A 16,786-nucleotide genomic window follows, 5' to 3' on the forward strand; every position below is an offset into this window, starting at 1 on the left:
GGCCGCCGGGGGTTCGTCCGGCGTGGCAGCCGCGCGGGGCTCGGGCGCGGCGGAACCGGCCTGCGGCGGGGCGTCCGTGGACGGCTCGTCCTGGGCCGAAGCCCGCTGGTCCGCACCGGAGGTGCCCCGCTGCGGGTCGTTGGGCGGTGACTGGTTCATGGGGTGGATACCTCGGGGTGGGGACGCGGGGCCAGGGTCACTTGCCGAACGCCATCATCAGCTTTTCCTTGTCGTCGTCGTTACCGGTCAGCCGGTTCGAGGAGAGGTAGAACCGGCCGTCGGCCCAGGCGATCGCGCTGCTGAAGAAGGTGTCCTCGATCTCCGCGGTCGAGGAGGGGTTCTGCAGCAGCGTGCCCGCCCGGTGCACCGACCCGGAGACCGGGATCGCGACGACCCGGCCTCCCGTGTCGTACGACGCGTGCACATAGGCGACGAGCTTGCCGCCCTCCGCCTTGACGGGCGTCATCGACTCGTCCGTGGGCGACTTGACGCGCCACTTCTCCTTGCCGGTGGCGAGGCTGATGGCGACGATCTCGTTGGGCCCGGTCGTCGCGTTGGTGGGCAGATAGAGCGTGTCGTCGGCGACGACGGCCCCCTGGCAGCCCTGGAGCGCGCGGTTGAGCACCGCCCACCCGCAGCTGGTCATGAACTTCTCGTCCACCTTCACCTCGGAGCGGAACTTCCCGCCGTCGGTGAGGGTGGAGATGTTCCACGCCTTCTTCTCGTCGTTGACGAGGTAGATCACCAGCGGGTTCACCGCGTACGCGTGCTGGACCCGCCAGCCCTTCTTGATCGGCTGCGTCCACTTCACCTTGCCGGTGACCGCGTCGAGTTGGCGTACCTCGTCGTGCTCGTTGCTGCCGCCCGTGCCGCAGGAGGCCACCTGGATCAGCCGTCCGCCGCCACCGGTGAAACCGGCCGGGAAGCAGTCCTCGCCGTACTTCTTGGACTCGTACAGCTTGTGCCCGTCGCGGATGTCGAACGCGATGCCCGACTGCGAACGCCCCACGAGCAGGGTGTTGCCGCTGGTGATGAGCTGCACGTTCATGGCGCTGTCGAACAGCCCGCCCTCGGGGATCTCCCCGTGCCAGCCCTTCTTGCCGGTGTCGAGGTCGATCTGCTGGAGCTGGTCGCACTTGGCGCGGTCGCTGACGCCGTTCATGTACCCCACGACGATCTTGCCGCCGACGGGGTCCGGGGTGACCGCGCAGATCTTCTGCGGGAAGGCGATCGGGGCCCAGGCGGGGTTGCCGTCGGCCACGCGGTAGGCGAAGACCTGCTTGTACGCCGCCTTCACCGCCGTACGGCCGGTGATCCACATGCCCGGGGCGTCCGCGCCCGAACCGGGGGCGTCGGGGGCGGTCTTGTACCAGAGCACCTTCGCCTCGCCGGGCTTGCGGCCCGCGTTGAGGTCGTCGGTGTCGGAGCGTCCGTCGCCGCTGCCGTCACCGGGGTCGACGGGGGCGGTGACGGTCGGCTTGGGGTCGTCGCTCTTGTGCGCGACGGGCTTCTTGCCGCCGGAGTCTGCGGAGGTCACGGCGTAGACCGTGCCGCCGACGAGGAGCAGGGCGGCGGCGACAGCGCCCGCGATGATGGCCGTCTTCTTGCGACTCCCGCCGGGGCCGGGCGGAGTGCCGGGGGCGCCGGGGTACGGCGCCTGCGGGTACCCGTAGGGGCCGGGCTGCTGGGCGTAGGGGCCACCGGGGGGCGGGCCGTAGGGGGCGGCACCGCCGGGCTGGGGCGGGTACCCGTAGGGGCCCGGCTGCTGGGCGTACGGGCCGGGCTGGGCGTACGGACCAGGCGGGGCGTAGGGGCCGGGCTGCTGCGGGAAGCCGTAACCGGGCTGCGGCGGGGTGTTGGGGGGCTGCGGCGGTTGCGCCTGGGGCGCGTGGCCATGCGGCGGCTGATCCTGCGGTGCTCCGAATCCGCCCTGCGGCGGCTGACCGGGTGGCTGGGTCATCAGCGCTGCTCCCCCTCGTCCACTGATTTTTAGCCAAGTGATCCGAGGTTGACGGCCGACCGCAGGCCGGCGCGGCGTTCCCCCGAACGCCTCTTTTCTATCACCCGCCGCCGACAGCGCAGGAGCGCACGAGAGCCGGTCCCCCCAAGCGTTCCCAAGGGAGGACCGGCCCGTGATGCCTCCGTTACGCGTCCTCGGCCAACTCCAGCCAGCGCATCTCCAGTTCCTCGCGCTCGTCGGCGAGGCCCCGGAGCTGGGCGTCGAGTTCGGCCACCTTGCCGAAGTCCGTGGCGTTCTCCGCGATGGCCGCGTGGAGCTTGGTCTCCTTCTCGGAGATCTTGTCCAACTGGCGCTCGATCTTCTGGAGTTCCTTCTTCGCGGCGCGCTGGTCGGCGGCGCTGCGCTCAGGGGCGGCGGCGGTCTTCGGGGCGGGGGCGGAAGAGGCCACCGCCTCCTCCATCCGCTGCCGTCGCTCCAGGTACTCGTCGATGCCGCGCGGCAGCATCCGCAGCGTGCCGTCGCCGAGGAGGGCGTACACCTTGTCGGTGGTGCGCTCGACGAAGAAGCGGTCGTGGGAGATGACGATCATCGAGCCGGGCCAGCCGTCGAGGACGTCCTCCAGCTGGTTCAGGGTCTCGATGTCGAGGTCGTTGGTGGGCTCGTCCAGGAAGAGGACGTTGGGCTCGTCCATGAGGAGGCGCAGCAGCTGGAGACGGCGGCGCTCACCGCCGGAGAGGTCGCCGACCGGCGTCCACTGCTTCTCCTTGCTGAAGCCGAAGGTCTCGCACAGCTGGCCCGCCGTCATCTCGCGGCCCTTGCCGAGGTCGACGCGCTCGCGCACCTGCTGCACGGCCTCCAACACCCGCGTGTTGGGGTCGAGTTCGGCGACCTCCTGGGAGAGGTAGGCGAGCTTGACGGTCCTGCCGACGGCGATGCGTCCGGCGGCGGGCTGCGCCTCGCCCTCGGTACGGGCGGACTCGGCCATGGCGCGCAGCAGCGAGGTCTTGCCCGCGCCGTTGACGCCGACCAGGCCGATGCGGTCGCCGGGGCCGAGCTGCCAGGTGACGTGCTGGAGCAGCCGCTTGGGACCGGCCTCGATGGAGACGTTCTCCAGGTCGAAGACGGTCTTGCCGAGCCGGGAGGAGGCGAACTTCATCAGTTCGCTGGAGTCGCGCGGCGGCGGCACGTCCTTGATCAGCTCGTTGGCGGCCTCGACGCGGAAGCGGGGCTTGGAGGTACGGGCCGGGGCACCGCGCCGCAGCCAGGCCAGCTCCTTCCGCACCAGGTTCTGCCGCTTGGCCTCCTCGGTGGCGGCGATGCGCTCGCGCTCCGCGCGGGCGAAGACGTAGTCGGAGTAGCCGCCCTCGTACTCGTACACGTCGCCGCGCTGCACGTCCCACATGCGGGTGCAGACCTGGTCCAGGAACCACCGGTCGTGGGTCACGCACACCAGCGCCGAGCGGCGCTCGCGCAGGTGCCGGGCGAGCCAGGAGATGCCCTCGACGTCGAGGTGGTTGGTGGGCTCGTCCAGGACGATGAGGTCCTGCTCCTCGATGAGCAGCTTCGCCAGCGCGATACGGCGCCGCTCACCACCGGAGAGCGGACCGATGACCGTGTCGAGCCCCTTGGGGAACCCCGGCAGGTCGAGCCCGCCGAACAGCCCGGTCAGCACATCCCTGACCTTGGCGTTGCCCGCCCACTCGTGGTCGGCCATGTCCCCGATGACCTCGTGCCGGACGGTCGCCTCCGGATCGAGCGAGTCGTGCTGCGTCAGCACGCCGAGCCGCAGCCCCCCGGAATGCGTCACCCGCCCGGTGTCGGCCTCCTCCAGCCGCGCGAGCATCCGGATGAGCGTGGTCTTCCCGTCCCCGTTCCGCCCGACGACCCCGATCCGGTCCCCCTCCGACACACCGAGCGAGACACCGTCCAGCAGGGCACGGGTGCCGTAGACCTTGCTGACGTTCTCGACATTGACCAGGTTGACGGCCATTTCACTCCTGTGCGCGCGGGGCGGATCAGCCTTCAAGCGTAGGGCCTGCGGGGGAGGGGGCGGGGCGCGAGGGGTCGGTCACGCTTTGTGATGACGTGATCGGGATCCGGCGGCTACCGTGGTGGGCAGGCAGCAGGATCCCGTTCATGGGAGGAACCATGACCGCCGAGCCCGTCGAGCACCACGTCCAGTGGCCGGTGCCGCCGCAGGACGGCTACACCGTGGACGACCTGTTCACGCTGCCCGATCTCCCGCCGCACACCGAGCTGATCGACGGGAGCCTGGTTTTCGTGAGTCCGCAGCGTCGTTTTCATTACCTTGCGATCGACCTGCTGTTCAGCGGGCTGCGCGCTGCTCTCCCCCCGGAGTTCAGCGTCGAACGGGAGATGGCCGTCGTCCTCGACGACCGCAACGGCCCTGAACCCGATGTATGTGTGGTCCGTGCCGAGGCGGTGACCGGGCTGGATCAGACCCGATTTCAGGCTCGGGACGTCCTGCTCGCCGTGGAGGTCGTCTCCCCCGAGTCCGGTTCCCGCGACCGTACGACCAAACCGCAGAAGTACGCCGCCGCGGGTATCCCGATCTTCTGGCGTGTCGAGCAGGATGGACCCACCGGCAACCCCCTCGTCCATGTGTACGAGATCGACCCGCTCACCAAGTCCTACGTGCACATGGGCCTGCACCGGGACAACCTCAAGGTCGACAAGCCCTACCCGATCGGCATCGACCTGACCGCGATCGGACGGCGCTGACCGGATCAGACCACCAACGCCCCCGGCGCAGGACCGGACGCCACCCGTACCGTCCGGCACGTGCCGGACACCCGCAGCGCCTCCGCGACCTTCGCCGCGGACTCCGCGTCACGGGTCAGGAAGGCCGTCGTGGGGCCCGAGCCGGAGACCAGGGTGGCGAGGGCGCCCGCGTCGTGGCCTGCGGCCAGGGTGGCGGCGAGTTCCGGGTAGAGGGACAGCGCGGCGGGCTGGAGGTCATTCGAGAGGGTGGCCGCCAGGGCGTCCGGGTCGCCCTTGGCCAGGGCGTCCAGGAGGTCCGGGGAGGCGACCGGTTCGGGGATGTCGCGGCCCTCGGCAAGGCGGTCGAACTCTCGGAAGACCGCCGGGGTGGACAGGCCGCGCTCCGCCATCGCGAAGACCCAGTGGAAGCCGCCGCCGATGTCGAGCGGGGTGAGGCGTTCGCCGCGGCCGAGGCCGAGGGCGGCGCCGCCGACCAGGCTGAAGGGCACGTCGCTGCCCAGCTCCGCGCAGATGTCGAGGAGTTCCGGCAGGGACGCCCCCGTGCGCCACAGCGCGTCGCAGGCGACCAGCGCGCCCGCGCCGTCCGCGCTGCCGCCCGCCATGCCGCCCGCGACCGGGATGTCCTTGGCGATGTGGATGTGGACGGCCGGTTCGATGCCCCGGCGCTCGGCGAGGGCGATGGCCGCGCGTGCGGCCAGGTTGGTGCGGTCCAGCGGGACCGACGCGGCGTCCGGGCCCTCGCAGGTGACCCGGAGTTCGTCGGCGGGGGTCACGGTGACCTCGTCGTAGAGGCCGACCGCGAGGAAGACGTTGGCGAGGTCGTGGAAGCCGTCGGGCCGGGCGGCGCCGACCGCGAGCTGGACGTTGACCTTGGCCGGTACCCGTACCGTGACGCTCACGCGCCCGCCCCCTTGTGCTCCGCGATCCGCGCGAACTCCTCGACCGTGAGCGACTCGCCGCGCGCCTGCGGGGAGACCCCGGCCGCGACGAGGGCGGCCTCGGCGGCGGCGGCCGAACCGGCCCAGCCGGAGAGCGCGGCGCGCAGGGTCTTGCGGCGCTGCGCGAAGGCCGCGTCCACGACCGCGAAGACCTGCTCCCGGGTGGCGGTGGTCTTCACCGGCTCGGTACGGCGGACCAGGGAGACGAGCCCGCTGTCGACGTTCGGCGCGGGCCAGAAGACGTTGCGCCCGATGGCACCGGCCCGCTTGACCTCGGCGTACCAGTTGGCCTTCACCGAGGGCACGCCGTACACCTTGGAGCCGGGCGCGGCGGCGAGCCGGTCGGCGACCTCGGACTGGACCATCACCAGCGTGCGCTCGATGCTCGGGAAGGTCGCGAGCATGTGCAGCAGCACGGGGACGGCGACGTTGTAGGGCAGGTTGGCGACGAGCGCGGTGGGCGGCGGGCCCGGCAGCTCGTCGACGAGCATCGCGTCGGAGTGGACCAGCGCGAACCGGTCGGCGCGCCCGGGCATCCGGGCGGCGATGGTCGCGGGCAGCGCGGCGGCCAGCACGTCGTCGATCTCGACGGCGGTGACCCGGTCGGCGGCCTCCAGCAGGGCGAGGGTGAGGGAGCCGAGACCCGGCCCCACCTCGACCACCACGTCGTCGGGGCGTACCCCGGCGGTGCGGACGATGCGGCGGACCGTGTTGGCGTCGATCACGAAGTTCTGACCGCGCTGCTTGGTGGGCCGCACGCCGAGCACGGCCGCCAGTTCGCGGATGTCGGCGGGTCCGAGCAGGGCGTCGGGGGTGGGGCTACTCACGGAACAAGGGTACGGGGCGACGGGGCGCCTCCCGCGCGGCGGACGCCACGGCGGGGCCGTACGGCCGCACGAGAGCGCCTGATCCGCACCCCGTACGGCCCTTCTTCACCCCCGCAGCCGCCCCCCGCAGTGCGGCCAGGGACTCGTCCCGTGCCGCAGATAGAGCTTCTTCGCGCGGAAGGTCTGCTCCTCGGCCGGGGCGTCCTGGGGGCGGCCCTGGCCGCCGAGGCTGTGCCAGGTGGGGGCGTCGAACTGGTAGAGGCCGCCGTAGGTGCCCGAGGGGTCGACGGCGTCGGGGCGGCCGCCGGACTCGCAGACGGCGAGGGCGTGCCAGTTCAGGTGGTCCGCGCCGCCCACGGAGGCGGGGCGCTGCCGGGTGCCGTACCGGACCTTCCCGCGGCGCGGCTCGCGCACCACCTCGGAGCCCTCCAGGCGGGGCCGCTGCCGTACGCCGTTGACGGTGCGCACCAGATAGGTGATCCGGCGCAGGCCGGGGCTGCCCTGCCGGTCGACGACCTCGGTGCCCTGGAAGAGGCTCGGGTCCTCGGTGCGCTCCACGGTGTACGCGATGGGTTCCTCGCGGACCTCGCGGGTGCCGGTCACGCGGAGCACGGTGACCGTCTGCCCGTCGCGGGGGAAGCTCGCGGCGGGTACGGAGGTGGTGTCCTCGCCGTGCAGGGCGACCCCGGCCTCGTCCAGCGCCTGCCCGACGGTGGCGGCGTTGGTGCGGACGGTGCGGCTGCGGCCGTCCGCGACGATGGTGAGGGTGCGCTCGGTGCGCACGTCGAAGCGGAGCCCGGCCCGTCCGATGGGCTGGGAGCGGGAGACGGAGAGGTACGCGCCCTCCGCCCGTACTCCGAACTGCCGGAGCGCCTCCGCCACGGTGCCCGCGGTCGTCCACACCGTGCGCTGCTCGCCGTCGATGGTGAGGCGGAGGGGGCGGCCGTGGCGGACGGTGATCTCGTCGCCGTCGGTCAGCGGGGTGCCGGGGGCGGGGGCGACGACGTCGTGCCGGCCGAGACGGACGCCCTCCTCCTCCAGCAGCTCGGTCACGTCGTCGGCGAAGGTGTGCAGGGTGCGGTGGCCGCCGTCCACGGTCAGCTCGACGGACCGGTCCTCGGCGACGAACGCGCTGGTCCCGCCCGCGAGGAAGGCGACGACGAGGGCCTGCGGGACGAGTCTGCGCACGGCGGACTCGGGGCGCTCACCGGAGCGGGAGCGGCCCCGGGCCCTGCGCCGCGCGGCGCGTCCCCCCGGCGCACCCTCCCGTACGTCGTACACGTCCGGCGCCGGTCTCGGCACCGGCAGCGCGGGCTCGGTGGCGAGGTACGCCTCGGCCTCGTAGGCGGGCCGGTAGGTGTCCCGGCCGCCGGGCAGGTCGTACGGCAGGGTCCGCGCGCTGTGCAGGCCGTCGTGGTCGGGCACCGTGTCGGGCACCGTGCGGGCGAGGGGGCCGAGGGTGCCGTGCGGACCCACGGGGCCGTACGTCTCGTACTGCGACTTGGTCACGCCGACACACGCTCCAGGAGGCCGGGGGTCCGGATCGGGCCCCCAGAACCTAGCGGAGCGGGCGTCACTCTCCAAAGCGACGCGACTACGGTCCGTCGCGCCTCGAACGGGCGCTCAGTACCCGAAGGCGCGCGCCGTGTTCGCGGCGAGCGCGGTGGCAAGGGTGTCCTCGTCGGTGCCGCGTACGGCGGCCATGGCGCGCACGGTGACCGGGATCAGGTACGGCGCGTTGGGGCGGCCCCGGTACGGCGCCGGGGTCAGGAAGGGCGCGTCGGTCTCGACCAGGACCAGTTCCAGCGGGGCCACGGCGAGGGCGTCCCGGAGGTTCTGGGCGTTCTTGAAGGTGACGTTGCCCGCGAAGGACATGTAGTAGCCCTCGCGGGCGCAGATCTCCGCCATGTCGGCGTCGCCGGAGTAGCAGTGGAAGACGGTGCGCTCGGGGGCGCCCTCCTCCTTCAGGACGCGCAGGACGTCGGCGTGGGCGTCGCGGTCGTGGATGACGAGGGCCTTGCCGTGCCGCTTGGCGATCTCGATGTGGGCGCGGAAGGAGCGCTCCTGGGCCTCCTTGCCCTCCGGGCCGGTGCGGAAGTAGTCGAGGCCGGTCTCGCCCACGCCCTTGACCTGCGGGAGCGCGGCGAGGCGGTCGATCTCGGCGAGGGCTTCGTCCAGCGCCGAGTCGCCACCCGCGACCCGAGCGCCCTGCCTCGACCAGCCGTCGGGGTCCCCGTGGACGATGCGCGGCGCCTCGTTCGGGTGAAGGGCGACGGCCGCGTGGACGCTGTCGTACGCGGCGGCCGTCTCGGCGGCCCAGCGGGAGCCCGCGAGGTCGCAGCCGACCTGGACGACGGTCGTCACCCCCACGGACGCGGCCTTCGCCAGGCCCTCCTCGACAGTGCCGGACTGCATGTCGAGGTGGGTGTGCGAGTCGGCCACGGGCACCGCCAGGGGTGCCGGGAGCGGCGGGGCCGCGTGCTTGTCGTCCTGGGCGGGACCGGCGTTCGAAGGCATGTGCCGATCCTACGGAAACCCGCGCTCAGCTCGCCCGGCGCTGGAAGGGATGCAGCAGGTCGGAGAGGTGCCAGTGGTGGTGCGGCTCGGCTTGCGGCGGCGGCGCGGGGACGGGTCGTACGGCGTGCGACCTGGGCTGGGCGCAGGCACGCACCGACGACACCTGCCCGGCGCGCATGATCCGCACCACGCGTCCGTCGCAGTTCTGGCAGGCCGGGCGGCTCAGCGGGGACGGCACGACACGGCCGTCCGCCACGTACCGGACGCACTCGTGGCCCTCGGTGTCGGTGTGGTGGGCTATCTCGTACGACTGCTCCCAGCCGTGCCCGCAGCTCATGCAGGCGAAGGAATACGACTCGTGAACAACGGCGGTGGTCGTCGCCCGGAGGCCGACCGGCCCTGCGATCTCGCTCATGCCCGCTCCTCTTGTCCGCCGGAGGCGAGGGACAGGTTCGTCCCTCGACCAGTGGACGCCGGACGGTGAGCGAGCGCATCCGTCCTGTCGAGTGTTGGACCCGTTTTGGCCCGCCCTTGCCGAAACGCCCCTCCCTCCGGGGTCAGCCCTTTGCCTGGGGCCCGCCCCTTTTGCCCGCCCATGGGGCGCACCTCCGGCGCACCGGCGAGGAGGGGACGCGCCTCAGCCCCCGGACTGCTTCAGCCCGTGGTCTTCTTCGACGCCACCACCGCGTCGAACACCACCCGCTTCGGCAGACCCGCCTCGGCGGCGACCGCGGCGATCGCCTCCTTGCGGCGTTCGCCGGCCTCCTCGCGGACGCGGACGCGGCGGACCAGTTCGTCGGCGTCCAGTTCCTCGGGGCCGGGTTCGGGGGCGCCCTCGACGACGACGGTGATCTCGCCGCGGACGCCGTCGGCGGCCCAGGCGGCGAGGTCGGCCAGGCCCCCGCGCTTGACCTCCTCGTAGGTCTTGGTGAGTTCGCGGCAGACGGCGGCGCGGCGGTCGGGGCCGAAGACCTCGGCCATCGCGGCGAGGGTGTCGTCCAGGCGGTGCGGGGCCTCGAAGTAGACGAGGGTGCGGCGCTCGTTCTCGACCTCGCGGAGCCGGGAGAGGCGTTCGCCCGCCTTGCGGGGGAGGAAGCCCTCGAAGCAGAAGCGGTCGACGGGCAGGCCGGAGAGGGCGAGCGCGGTGAGGACGGCGGAGGGGCCGGGCACGGCGGTGACCTTGACGTCCTTCTCGACGGCCGCCGCGACCAGCCGGTACCCGGGGTCGGAGACCGAGGGCATGCCCGCGTCCGTGACGAGCAGCACCCGGGCCCCGCCGAGCAGCTCCTCGACCAGCTCGGGGGTGCGCGCGGACTCGTTGCCCTCGAAGTACGACACGACGCGCCCGCGCGGTGTCACCCCCAGGGCCTGGGTGAGACGGCGCATCCGGCGCGTGTCCTCGGCGGCGATCACGTCGGCGCCCGCCAGCTCCTCGGCCAGCCGGGGCGGGGCGTCCGCGACGTCGCCGATGGGGGTACCTGCGAGGACAAGGGTTCCAGTCACGCCCCCATCCTCCCAGGGCCCCGGGGGCGGACGGAAAACGATCGCGTCCCAATCGGTACCGCACATGCACGGGACTCCCACAGCGCGTTTCCCTACCATGGCGCGGTGACCAGTACCGCGTCCTCCACGGACCTCCGGCAGGGCCAGGCGCCGCCCGACGACGAGCGGCCCTCCTGGCAGCAGCGGCTGCGCCGATTCGGCTACGCGCCCGCGGGAGGCACGCCGGGAGGAGACGACGTACGGGACCGGCTCGTGCCGCCGTACGCCGAGCCCTCGCCGCGCCTGTGGCAGGTGCTGGGCGCGCCCCCGCTGCTCGCGGACCGGATCACCCGCTGGTCGGCGTGGGGCGGCCCGCTGCTCGTGACGCTGCTCGCGGGCGTGCTGCGCTTCTGGAACCTGGGCCGTCCTCGGGCGGTGATATTCGACGAGACGTACTACGCGAAGGACGCGTGGGCCCTCGTCCACCGGGGCTTCGAGGTCAACTGGGACAAGAACGCCAACGACGCGGTCCTCCAGACGCACGGCCACCTGTCCATCCCGCTGGACGCGGCGTACGTCGTGCATCCGCCGGTCGGCAAGTACGTGATCGGCCTCGGCGAGCTGCTCTTCGGGTTCGACCCGTTCGGCTGGCGTTTCATGACCGCGGTGCTCGGCACGCTGAGCGTGCTGATGCTGTGCCGGATCGGGCGGCGGATCTTCCGCTCGACGTTCCTGGGCTGTCTGGCGGGCCTGCTGATGGCGCTGGACGGCCTGCACTTCGTGATGAGCCGGACCTCGCTGCTCGACGGCGTGCTGATGTTCTTCGTGCTGGCGGCGTTCGGCTGTCTGATCCTCGACCGGGACCGCTCACGGGCGAAACTCGCGGCCGCGCTCCCGGTGGACCCGGACGGCCGCGCCCGCCCGGACGCCGAGGTCGCGGACACCTTCCGCCTCGGCTGGCGCCCCTGGCGCTGGGGGGCCGGTCTGATGCTGGGCCTGGCCTTCGGCACCAAGTGGAACGGCCTGTACATCCTGGCCGCGTTCTGCGTGCTGGCGGTGCTGTGGGACGTGGGCGCGCGCAAGGTCGCGGGCGCCCGGCACCCGTACGAGGCGGTGCTGAAGTACGACACCGGCATCACGTTCCTCGCGACGGTCCCGGTGGCGATCGCCGTCTACCTGGCGTCCTGGATCGGCTGGATCCTCTCCCCCACGGACGGCACCGGCGGCTACTTCCGCGACTGGGCCGCGACCTCGGGCAAGGGCGGCTCCTGGACCTTCCTGCCGGACTGGCTGCGCAGCCTGTGGCACTACGAGCACGAGGTCTACGAGTTCCACGTCCACCTGTCGTCCCCGCACACCTACCAGTCCAACCCGTGGAGCTGGATCGTGCTGGGCCGCCCGGTGTCGTACTTCTACGAGTCCCCCGCCCCCGGCGTCGACGGCTGCCCGGCGGACACGGCAGGCAAGTGCGCCCGCGAGGTGCTGGCCATCGGCACCCCGGCACTCTGGTGGGCGGGCTGCGCGGCGATCCTCTACGTCCTGTGGCGCTGGATCTTCCGCCGCGACTGGCGCGCCGGTGCCATCGCCTGCGGCATCGCGGCCGGGTATCTGCCCTGGTTCATGTACCAGGAGCGGACGATCTTCCTCTTCTACGCGGTCGTCTTCGTGCCGTTCCTCTGTCTCGCGGTGGCGATGATGATCGGCGCGATCATCGGCCCGGCGAACTCCACCGACACCCGCCGCGTGGTGGGCGCGACGGGCGCGGGCGTCCTGGTGCTGCTGATCGCCTGGAACTTCATCTACTTCTGGCCGCTCTTCACGGGGACCTCGATCCCGCTGGACGAGTGGCGGTCGCGGATGTGGCTGGACACCTGGGTGTAGCCCCGGCTGTTCTCTGTCACACGTTCCCTTCACGCGTCATCTGTCACGGCCCGGCGGCCTCACCGCCGGGCCGTGACCGTGCCGTGTTCATCCCGGGCGGCCACGGGGCCGTGGTGGGGCTGCCGGGGAGCGAGGACGTGACGCGGACGCTGGACTGGGCCCTGGCGAACGACAAGCACGTCATCACCCTGTGCCACGGGCCCGCTGTCTGCCCGGACGGCTCCAGTCGCTGGTCGCCGATCTGCTGCGCGAGCAGGGCCTGAACGTCATCGATGACAGGATGACCGGCCAGGTCCACCAGGACCGCGGACTCCTCACCGGCGACAGCCCGCTCGCCTCCAACGCCCTCGGCCTGCTCGCGGCGGACGCGCTGGTGGAGGCGACGCGGGACGAAGGCTGAGGCGCGACGAAGACTGAGGAGCGGCGAGGGCTGAGCAGCGGCGGAACGAGGGCCGAGGGGGCGGCGAAGGGCGGAGCCCGAGAAGACCGGCGGTACCCGCCCATACGCCAGGTTTCGCCACCCCCGCACGTCCCCCGCCTGCGGTTTCTCCATTCGCCATCCGAACGCGCCAGTCGAACACCCCGGCGCCCGCCACCGGCAAACCAGGACGAACCCCCCGCAGGGCCGGGCGCCGGACGCTTGAGCGAGGGGGGTCGGTTGGGGTTGTCTCTCTCCTCGGAGGCCCCAGGGGGAGAGCCTCCCGCACGGCCCCCGTGCCTTGAGGCCCGGCTCCGGAACGCACCCCGGAGCCGGGCCGGCGGCCGGGGGCCCCGGTGGGTCCGGCCGGTCCGACGTCGGCCGGACTCACCCCCGCGCGTCCCGGCGGGGACGCCCTTGCGCCACGAAGAAACGCCCACGCGTCATGACAGGCAGTCGCGCGACATCTCCATTCGGTCAACAATCGACAACTCTCGTCACCAGAGGCTCACGAACGCATACAGTTCCCCCGCACCAATTTTGAACGCGTTCAGCACGTCGGGCGCGGCGGTCGCACCACGGGGACACGGGGCTGGGAGGGGCACGACATGGGCAGGAAGGTCAAGGTCGCCGTCATCAGCGGGGTCTGCGCCGCGATGCTGTGCGGCGCGGGGTACGGGATGTACAACGTCGCCTCCGCGCTCGGCGGGGTGGGTGGCGCGGGCGGCAGCAGTGCTCCCCAGGTGAAGACCGGACCGCCCGACCGGGACGAAGTGGCCGAGACCACCAAGGCGTTCTTCGCCGCCTGGACGCAGAACCAGCCCGCGCAGGCGGCCACGTACACCAACTTCCCCGAGGAAGCCAAGCAGTTGCTGACGGCGTACGGCGACGACGCGCACATCACCGACGTCCGCATCACCCCCGGCAAGGCCGAGGGAACCACCGTGCCGTTCAAGGTGACGGCGAAGGTGTCGTACGGCGAGAAGTCCGAACCGATCGGCTACACCAGCCAGTTGACCGTGGTGCGCGGGGTGACCTCGCACCGGCCGCTGGTCGACTGGGCGCCCTCGGTGGTCTACCCCCGGCTGGAGAAGGGGGACACGCTGACGATCGAGTCGGCCGCCACCCCGCAGGTCGAGGCCGTGGACCGCAACGGAAAGGTGCTGACCCGGGAGAAGTACCCCTCGCTCGGGCCGATCCTCGACGAACTCCGCCAGCGGTACGGGGACAAGGCCGGGGGGCAGGGCGGTGTGGAACTGGTGATCCGTCACCAGGACCCGACGGGCGGCGACGCGGCCGCCGACACCACGCTGATGACGCTGGTGAAGGGCCGGACCGGCAAGCTCAGGACCACCCTCAGCGCGACCGCGCAGGCGGCGGCCGAGTCGGCGGTCGCCCGCTACGCCAACTCCTCGGTGGTGGCGGTCAAGCCGAGCACGGGCGAGATCCTGGCGGTCGCCAACCACCGCGACGACGGCTTCGACGCGGCGCTCCTGGGCGAGCTGGCACCCGGCTCCACCATGAAGATCGTCAGCGCCGCGACCCTCATCGACCACGGTCTGACCACGGCGAACGGCCCGGCGCCCTGCCCGCCCAGCGCCGTCTGGCAGAGCCAGACCTTCAACAACCTCGCCAACATGGCGCCCAACGAGAACGCCACCCTCGCCGAGAGCTTCGCCCGCTCCTGCAACACGGCCTTCGTGAAGTTCGCGGACGACGTGCGGCCGGACTGGCTGACCAACGAGGCCGGACAGCGGTTCGGAATCGGCCGCAACGACTGGAAGATCGGCGTCCCGTCCTTCGACGGCCGGGTGCCCGCACCGGGCGGCCCCGACACGGCGGCCGGGCTGATCGGCCAGGGCCAGGTGCAGATGAGCCCGCTGAACATGGCCTCGGTGACCGCGACCGCGATGACCGGTGTCTTCCGCCAGCCGGTGATCGTGCCGCTGAGCCTGGACGGCCGCACCCCGGCCACCGCCCGGGGCCTCTCCGCCTCCACGTCACGGCAGTTGCGCGAGATGATGAACCGCACCGCCCGCTCCGGCACCGCGCAGGGCGTGATGGCCGGGCTGTCCGGTGTCATCGGCGCCAAGACCGGCTCCGCCGAGGTGGACAGCCAGACGAAGTCGAACAGTTGGTTCACCGGCTACCGCAATGACGTAGCCGCCGCGGCGGTCACCGAGGACGGCGGACACGGCATCGACGCCTCCGGTCCGATTGTCGCAAGAGTGCTACGGAGCATGGGCTGAGCGCAGCCTCACGCGCGGGGACTCTAGTGTGGTTGCCGACGTCGGGGACGTGTGAGGGCTGCGGGGACCCTGGGGAGAGCGCGGAGGACTTGGGACTGTGGGCAAGAGAAGGCGTGCCGCCGAGCGGCCGAAGACCAGACCCGCCGTACTCGGCGGGATGATCGCCGTGGTCGTCGGCGGCGCGGGCTTCGGCCTCTACGCGCTGTTCGGGGGCGGCGCGTCGGCCGACAACCGGACGCTGTCGGACCACAAGGCCGTGAAGACGGGCCCGCCGAGCGCCCTGGAGGTGCAGACGGCCGCCACCCGCTTCCTGACGGCATGGCAGCAGGGGACACCGAGCGCCGCGGCCGCCGTCACCGACGACGCCCCCGCCGCCACCGCCCTGCTCACCGGTTACGCCGCGGACGCCCACCTGAAGGACGTCACGCTCACCGCGGGACCGCGCGCGGGCGCGAAGGTGCCCTTCTCCGTGAAGGCGACCGTCTCCTTCGAGGGCGTCGACAAGCCGCTGGCGTACGACAGTTCGCTGACCGTGGTGCGCCGTGCGTCCGACGGCGTGACGCTGGTGGACTGGCAGCCCTCCATCGTCCATCCGGACCTGAAGGACGGCGACAAGCTCGTCACCGGCACGGCCGGCACCCCGCCGATCAAGGCGCTGGACCGCGACGGCGGCGAGCTGACGACGGCCAAGTACCCCTCGCTGGGCACGGTGCTGGACGGCCTGCGCGAGAAGTACGGCAAGCAGGCGGGCGGCAAGGCGGGCGTGGAACTGCGCGTGGTGCGCGGCGCGGCGTCGGGGAAGGCCGGGCTGTCCGACAAGACGCTGGTGGCGCTCAGCGAGGGCACCCCGGGCACGGTGAAGACCACGCTGAGCCCGGCCCTCCAGGCGGCGGCCGAGAAGCAGGTGGACAAGCAGGAGAAGGCCTCGGTGGTCGCCCTGCGCGCCTCGACCGGGGAGATCCTCGCGGTCGCCAACAGCGGGCACGGCTTCAACACCGCGTTCCAGGGCTCGCTGGCCCCCGGCTCCACCATGAAGATCATCACCTCCTCGCTGCTGATCGAGAAGGGCCTGGCCTCGCCGGACAAGAAGCACCCGTGCCCGAAGACGTTCTCGTACGGCGGCTGGAAGTTCCACAACGACGACGACTTCGAGATCAAGGACGGCACCTTCAAGGCGAGCTTCGGCCGCTCCTGCAACACCGCCTTCATCAGCCAGGCGCCCAAGCTGAAGAACGACGACCTGACCAAGCAGGCCCAGCAGGTCTTCGGCCTCTCCATGGACAACTGGCAGATCGGCGTGCCGACGCTGGACGGCTCGGTGCCGGTGCAGTCGGCGGCCCCGATGGCGGCCTCGCTGATCGGGCAGGGCGGGGTGCGGATGAACCCGCTGAACATGGCGTCGGTGGCGGCGACCGTGAAGACGGGCACCTTCCACCAGCCGTACCTGGTCGCTCCCTCGGTGGACAACCGCAAGCTGGCCACCGCCTCGCGCACCCTGTCCGCGAAGACGCTGGCCGATCTGCGTGAGCTGATGCGGTTCACCGCGTCCTCCGGCACCGCCGCCGAGGCGATGGCCGGGCTCGGCCCGGACTTCGGCGCGAAGACCGGCTCGGCCGAGGTGGACAACCAGGACAAGCCCAACGGCTGGTTCTCCGCCTACCGGGGCGACCTCGCCTCGGCGGGCGTGGTCCAGGCGGGCGGCCACGGCGGCGACACGGCGGGCCCGATCGTCGCGACCCTGCTGAAGCTCGGCAGCTGACCCGCACAACTCA

The 16,786-nt window shown here is 72.2% G+C and carries 13 protein-coding genes; 5 read left to right on the forward strand and 8 right to left on the reverse strand.

Annotated features, from left to right (window positions below; translation table 11 throughout):
• Positions 1-196 precede the first annotated feature (196 nt).
• The gene (locus tag GTW40_RS03255; RefSeq protein ID WP_161178619.1) at positions 197-1,960 is read right to left on the reverse strand and encodes a PQQ-binding-like beta-propeller repeat protein; all 1,764 of its coding nucleotides are present in this window, start codon (positions 1,958-1,960) and stop codon (positions 197-199) included.
• Positions 1,961-2,144: 184 nt separating this feature from the next.
• Entirely contained in the window at positions 2,145-3,950 is a 1,806-nt protein-coding gene (locus GTW40_RS03260) for an ABC-F family ATP-binding cassette domain-containing protein (RefSeq protein ID WP_161178620.1), read from the reverse strand.
• A 158-nt stretch (positions 3,951-4,108) separates the two neighbouring features.
• Between GTW40_RS03260 and GTW40_RS03265 the strand changes: the two genes are divergently transcribed.
• Positions 4,109-4,702, forward strand: coding sequence for a Uma2 family endonuclease (locus GTW40_RS03265; protein WP_161178621.1), 594 nt, complete (start codon positions 4,109-4,111; stop codon positions 4,700-4,702).
• A gap of 5 nt (positions 4,703-4,707) precedes the next feature.
• Here GTW40_RS03265 and GTW40_RS03270 read toward each other — a convergent pair whose 3' ends face one another.
• The 6 genes from GTW40_RS03270 to rsmI all read right to left on the reverse strand — a co-directional run bounded on the left by GTW40_RS03270 (position 4,708) and on the right by rsmI (position 10,487).
• Positions 4,708-5,601 (reverse strand): 4-(cytidine 5'-diphospho)-2-C-methyl-D-erythritol kinase, encoded by an 894-nt coding sequence (locus GTW40_RS03270; RefSeq protein WP_161178622.1) that lies wholly within the window; start codon positions 5,599-5,601, stop codon positions 4,708-4,710.
• Positions 5,598-6,467: a 16S rRNA (adenine(1518)-N(6)/adenine(1519)-N(6))-dimethyltransferase RsmA gene (rsmA, locus tag GTW40_RS03275; protein ID WP_161178623.1), complete on the reverse strand. Its 870-nt coding sequence runs from the start codon at positions 6,465-6,467 to the stop codon at positions 5,598-5,600. Before rsmA ends, GTW40_RS03270 begins: the two co-directional genes overlap by 4 nt.
• Before the next feature lie 105 nt (positions 6,468-6,572).
• On the reverse strand, positions 6,573-7,976 hold the full coding sequence (locus tag GTW40_RS03280) for a resuscitation-promoting factor (protein WP_161178624.1): 1,404 nt from the start codon (positions 7,974-7,976) through the stop codon (positions 6,573-6,575).
• A 114-nt stretch (positions 7,977-8,090) separates the two neighbouring features.
• On the reverse strand, positions 8,091-8,984 hold the full coding sequence (locus GTW40_RS03285) for a TatD family hydrolase (RefSeq protein ID WP_161178625.1): 894 nt from the start codon (positions 8,982-8,984) through the stop codon (positions 8,091-8,093).
• Between the two features lie 25 nt (positions 8,985-9,009).
• On the reverse strand, positions 9,010-9,399 hold the full coding sequence (locus tag GTW40_RS03290) for a hypothetical protein (protein WP_161178626.1): 390 nt from the start codon (positions 9,397-9,399) through the stop codon (positions 9,010-9,012).
• 239 nt (positions 9,400-9,638) lie between these two features.
• A complete protein-coding gene (rsmI, locus tag GTW40_RS03295) occupies positions 9,639-10,487 on the reverse strand; it encodes a 16S rRNA (cytidine(1402)-2'-O)-methyltransferase (RefSeq protein ID WP_161178627.1) in 849 nt (282 codons plus the stop codon).
• Between the two features lie 105 nt (positions 10,488-10,592).
• Here rsmI and GTW40_RS03300 point away from each other — a divergent pair, with 105 nt between their 5' ends.
• The 4 genes from GTW40_RS03300 (at position 10,593) to GTW40_RS03315 (ending at position 16,773) form a co-directional block, all read left to right on the forward strand.
• Positions 10,593-12,347: a phospholipid carrier-dependent glycosyltransferase gene (locus GTW40_RS03300; RefSeq protein ID WP_161178628.1), complete on the forward strand. Its 1,755-nt coding sequence runs from the start codon at positions 10,593-10,595 to the stop codon at positions 12,345-12,347.
• 190 nt (positions 12,348-12,537) lie between these two features.
• Positions 12,538-12,747 (forward strand): hypothetical protein, encoded by a 210-nt coding sequence (locus GTW40_RS03305; protein WP_202485323.1) that lies wholly within the window; start codon positions 12,538-12,540, stop codon positions 12,745-12,747.
• Positions 12,748-13,373: 626 nt separating this feature from the next.
• Positions 13,374-15,014: a penicillin-binding transpeptidase domain-containing protein gene (locus GTW40_RS03310; protein ID WP_161178629.1), complete on the forward strand. Its 1,641-nt coding sequence runs from the start codon at positions 13,374-13,376 to the stop codon at positions 15,012-15,014.
• A 97-nt stretch (positions 15,015-15,111) separates the two neighbouring features.
• A complete protein-coding gene (locus GTW40_RS03315) occupies positions 15,112-16,773 on the forward strand; it encodes a penicillin-binding transpeptidase domain-containing protein (RefSeq protein WP_161178630.1) in 1,662 nt (553 codons plus the stop codon).
• Positions 16,774-16,786 lie beyond the last annotated feature (13 nt).

The sequence above is a fragment of the Streptomyces sp. SID4985 genome, from assembly GCF_009863025.1.
Lineage (GTDB): Bacteria > Actinomycetota > Actinomycetes > Streptomycetales > Streptomycetaceae > Streptomyces.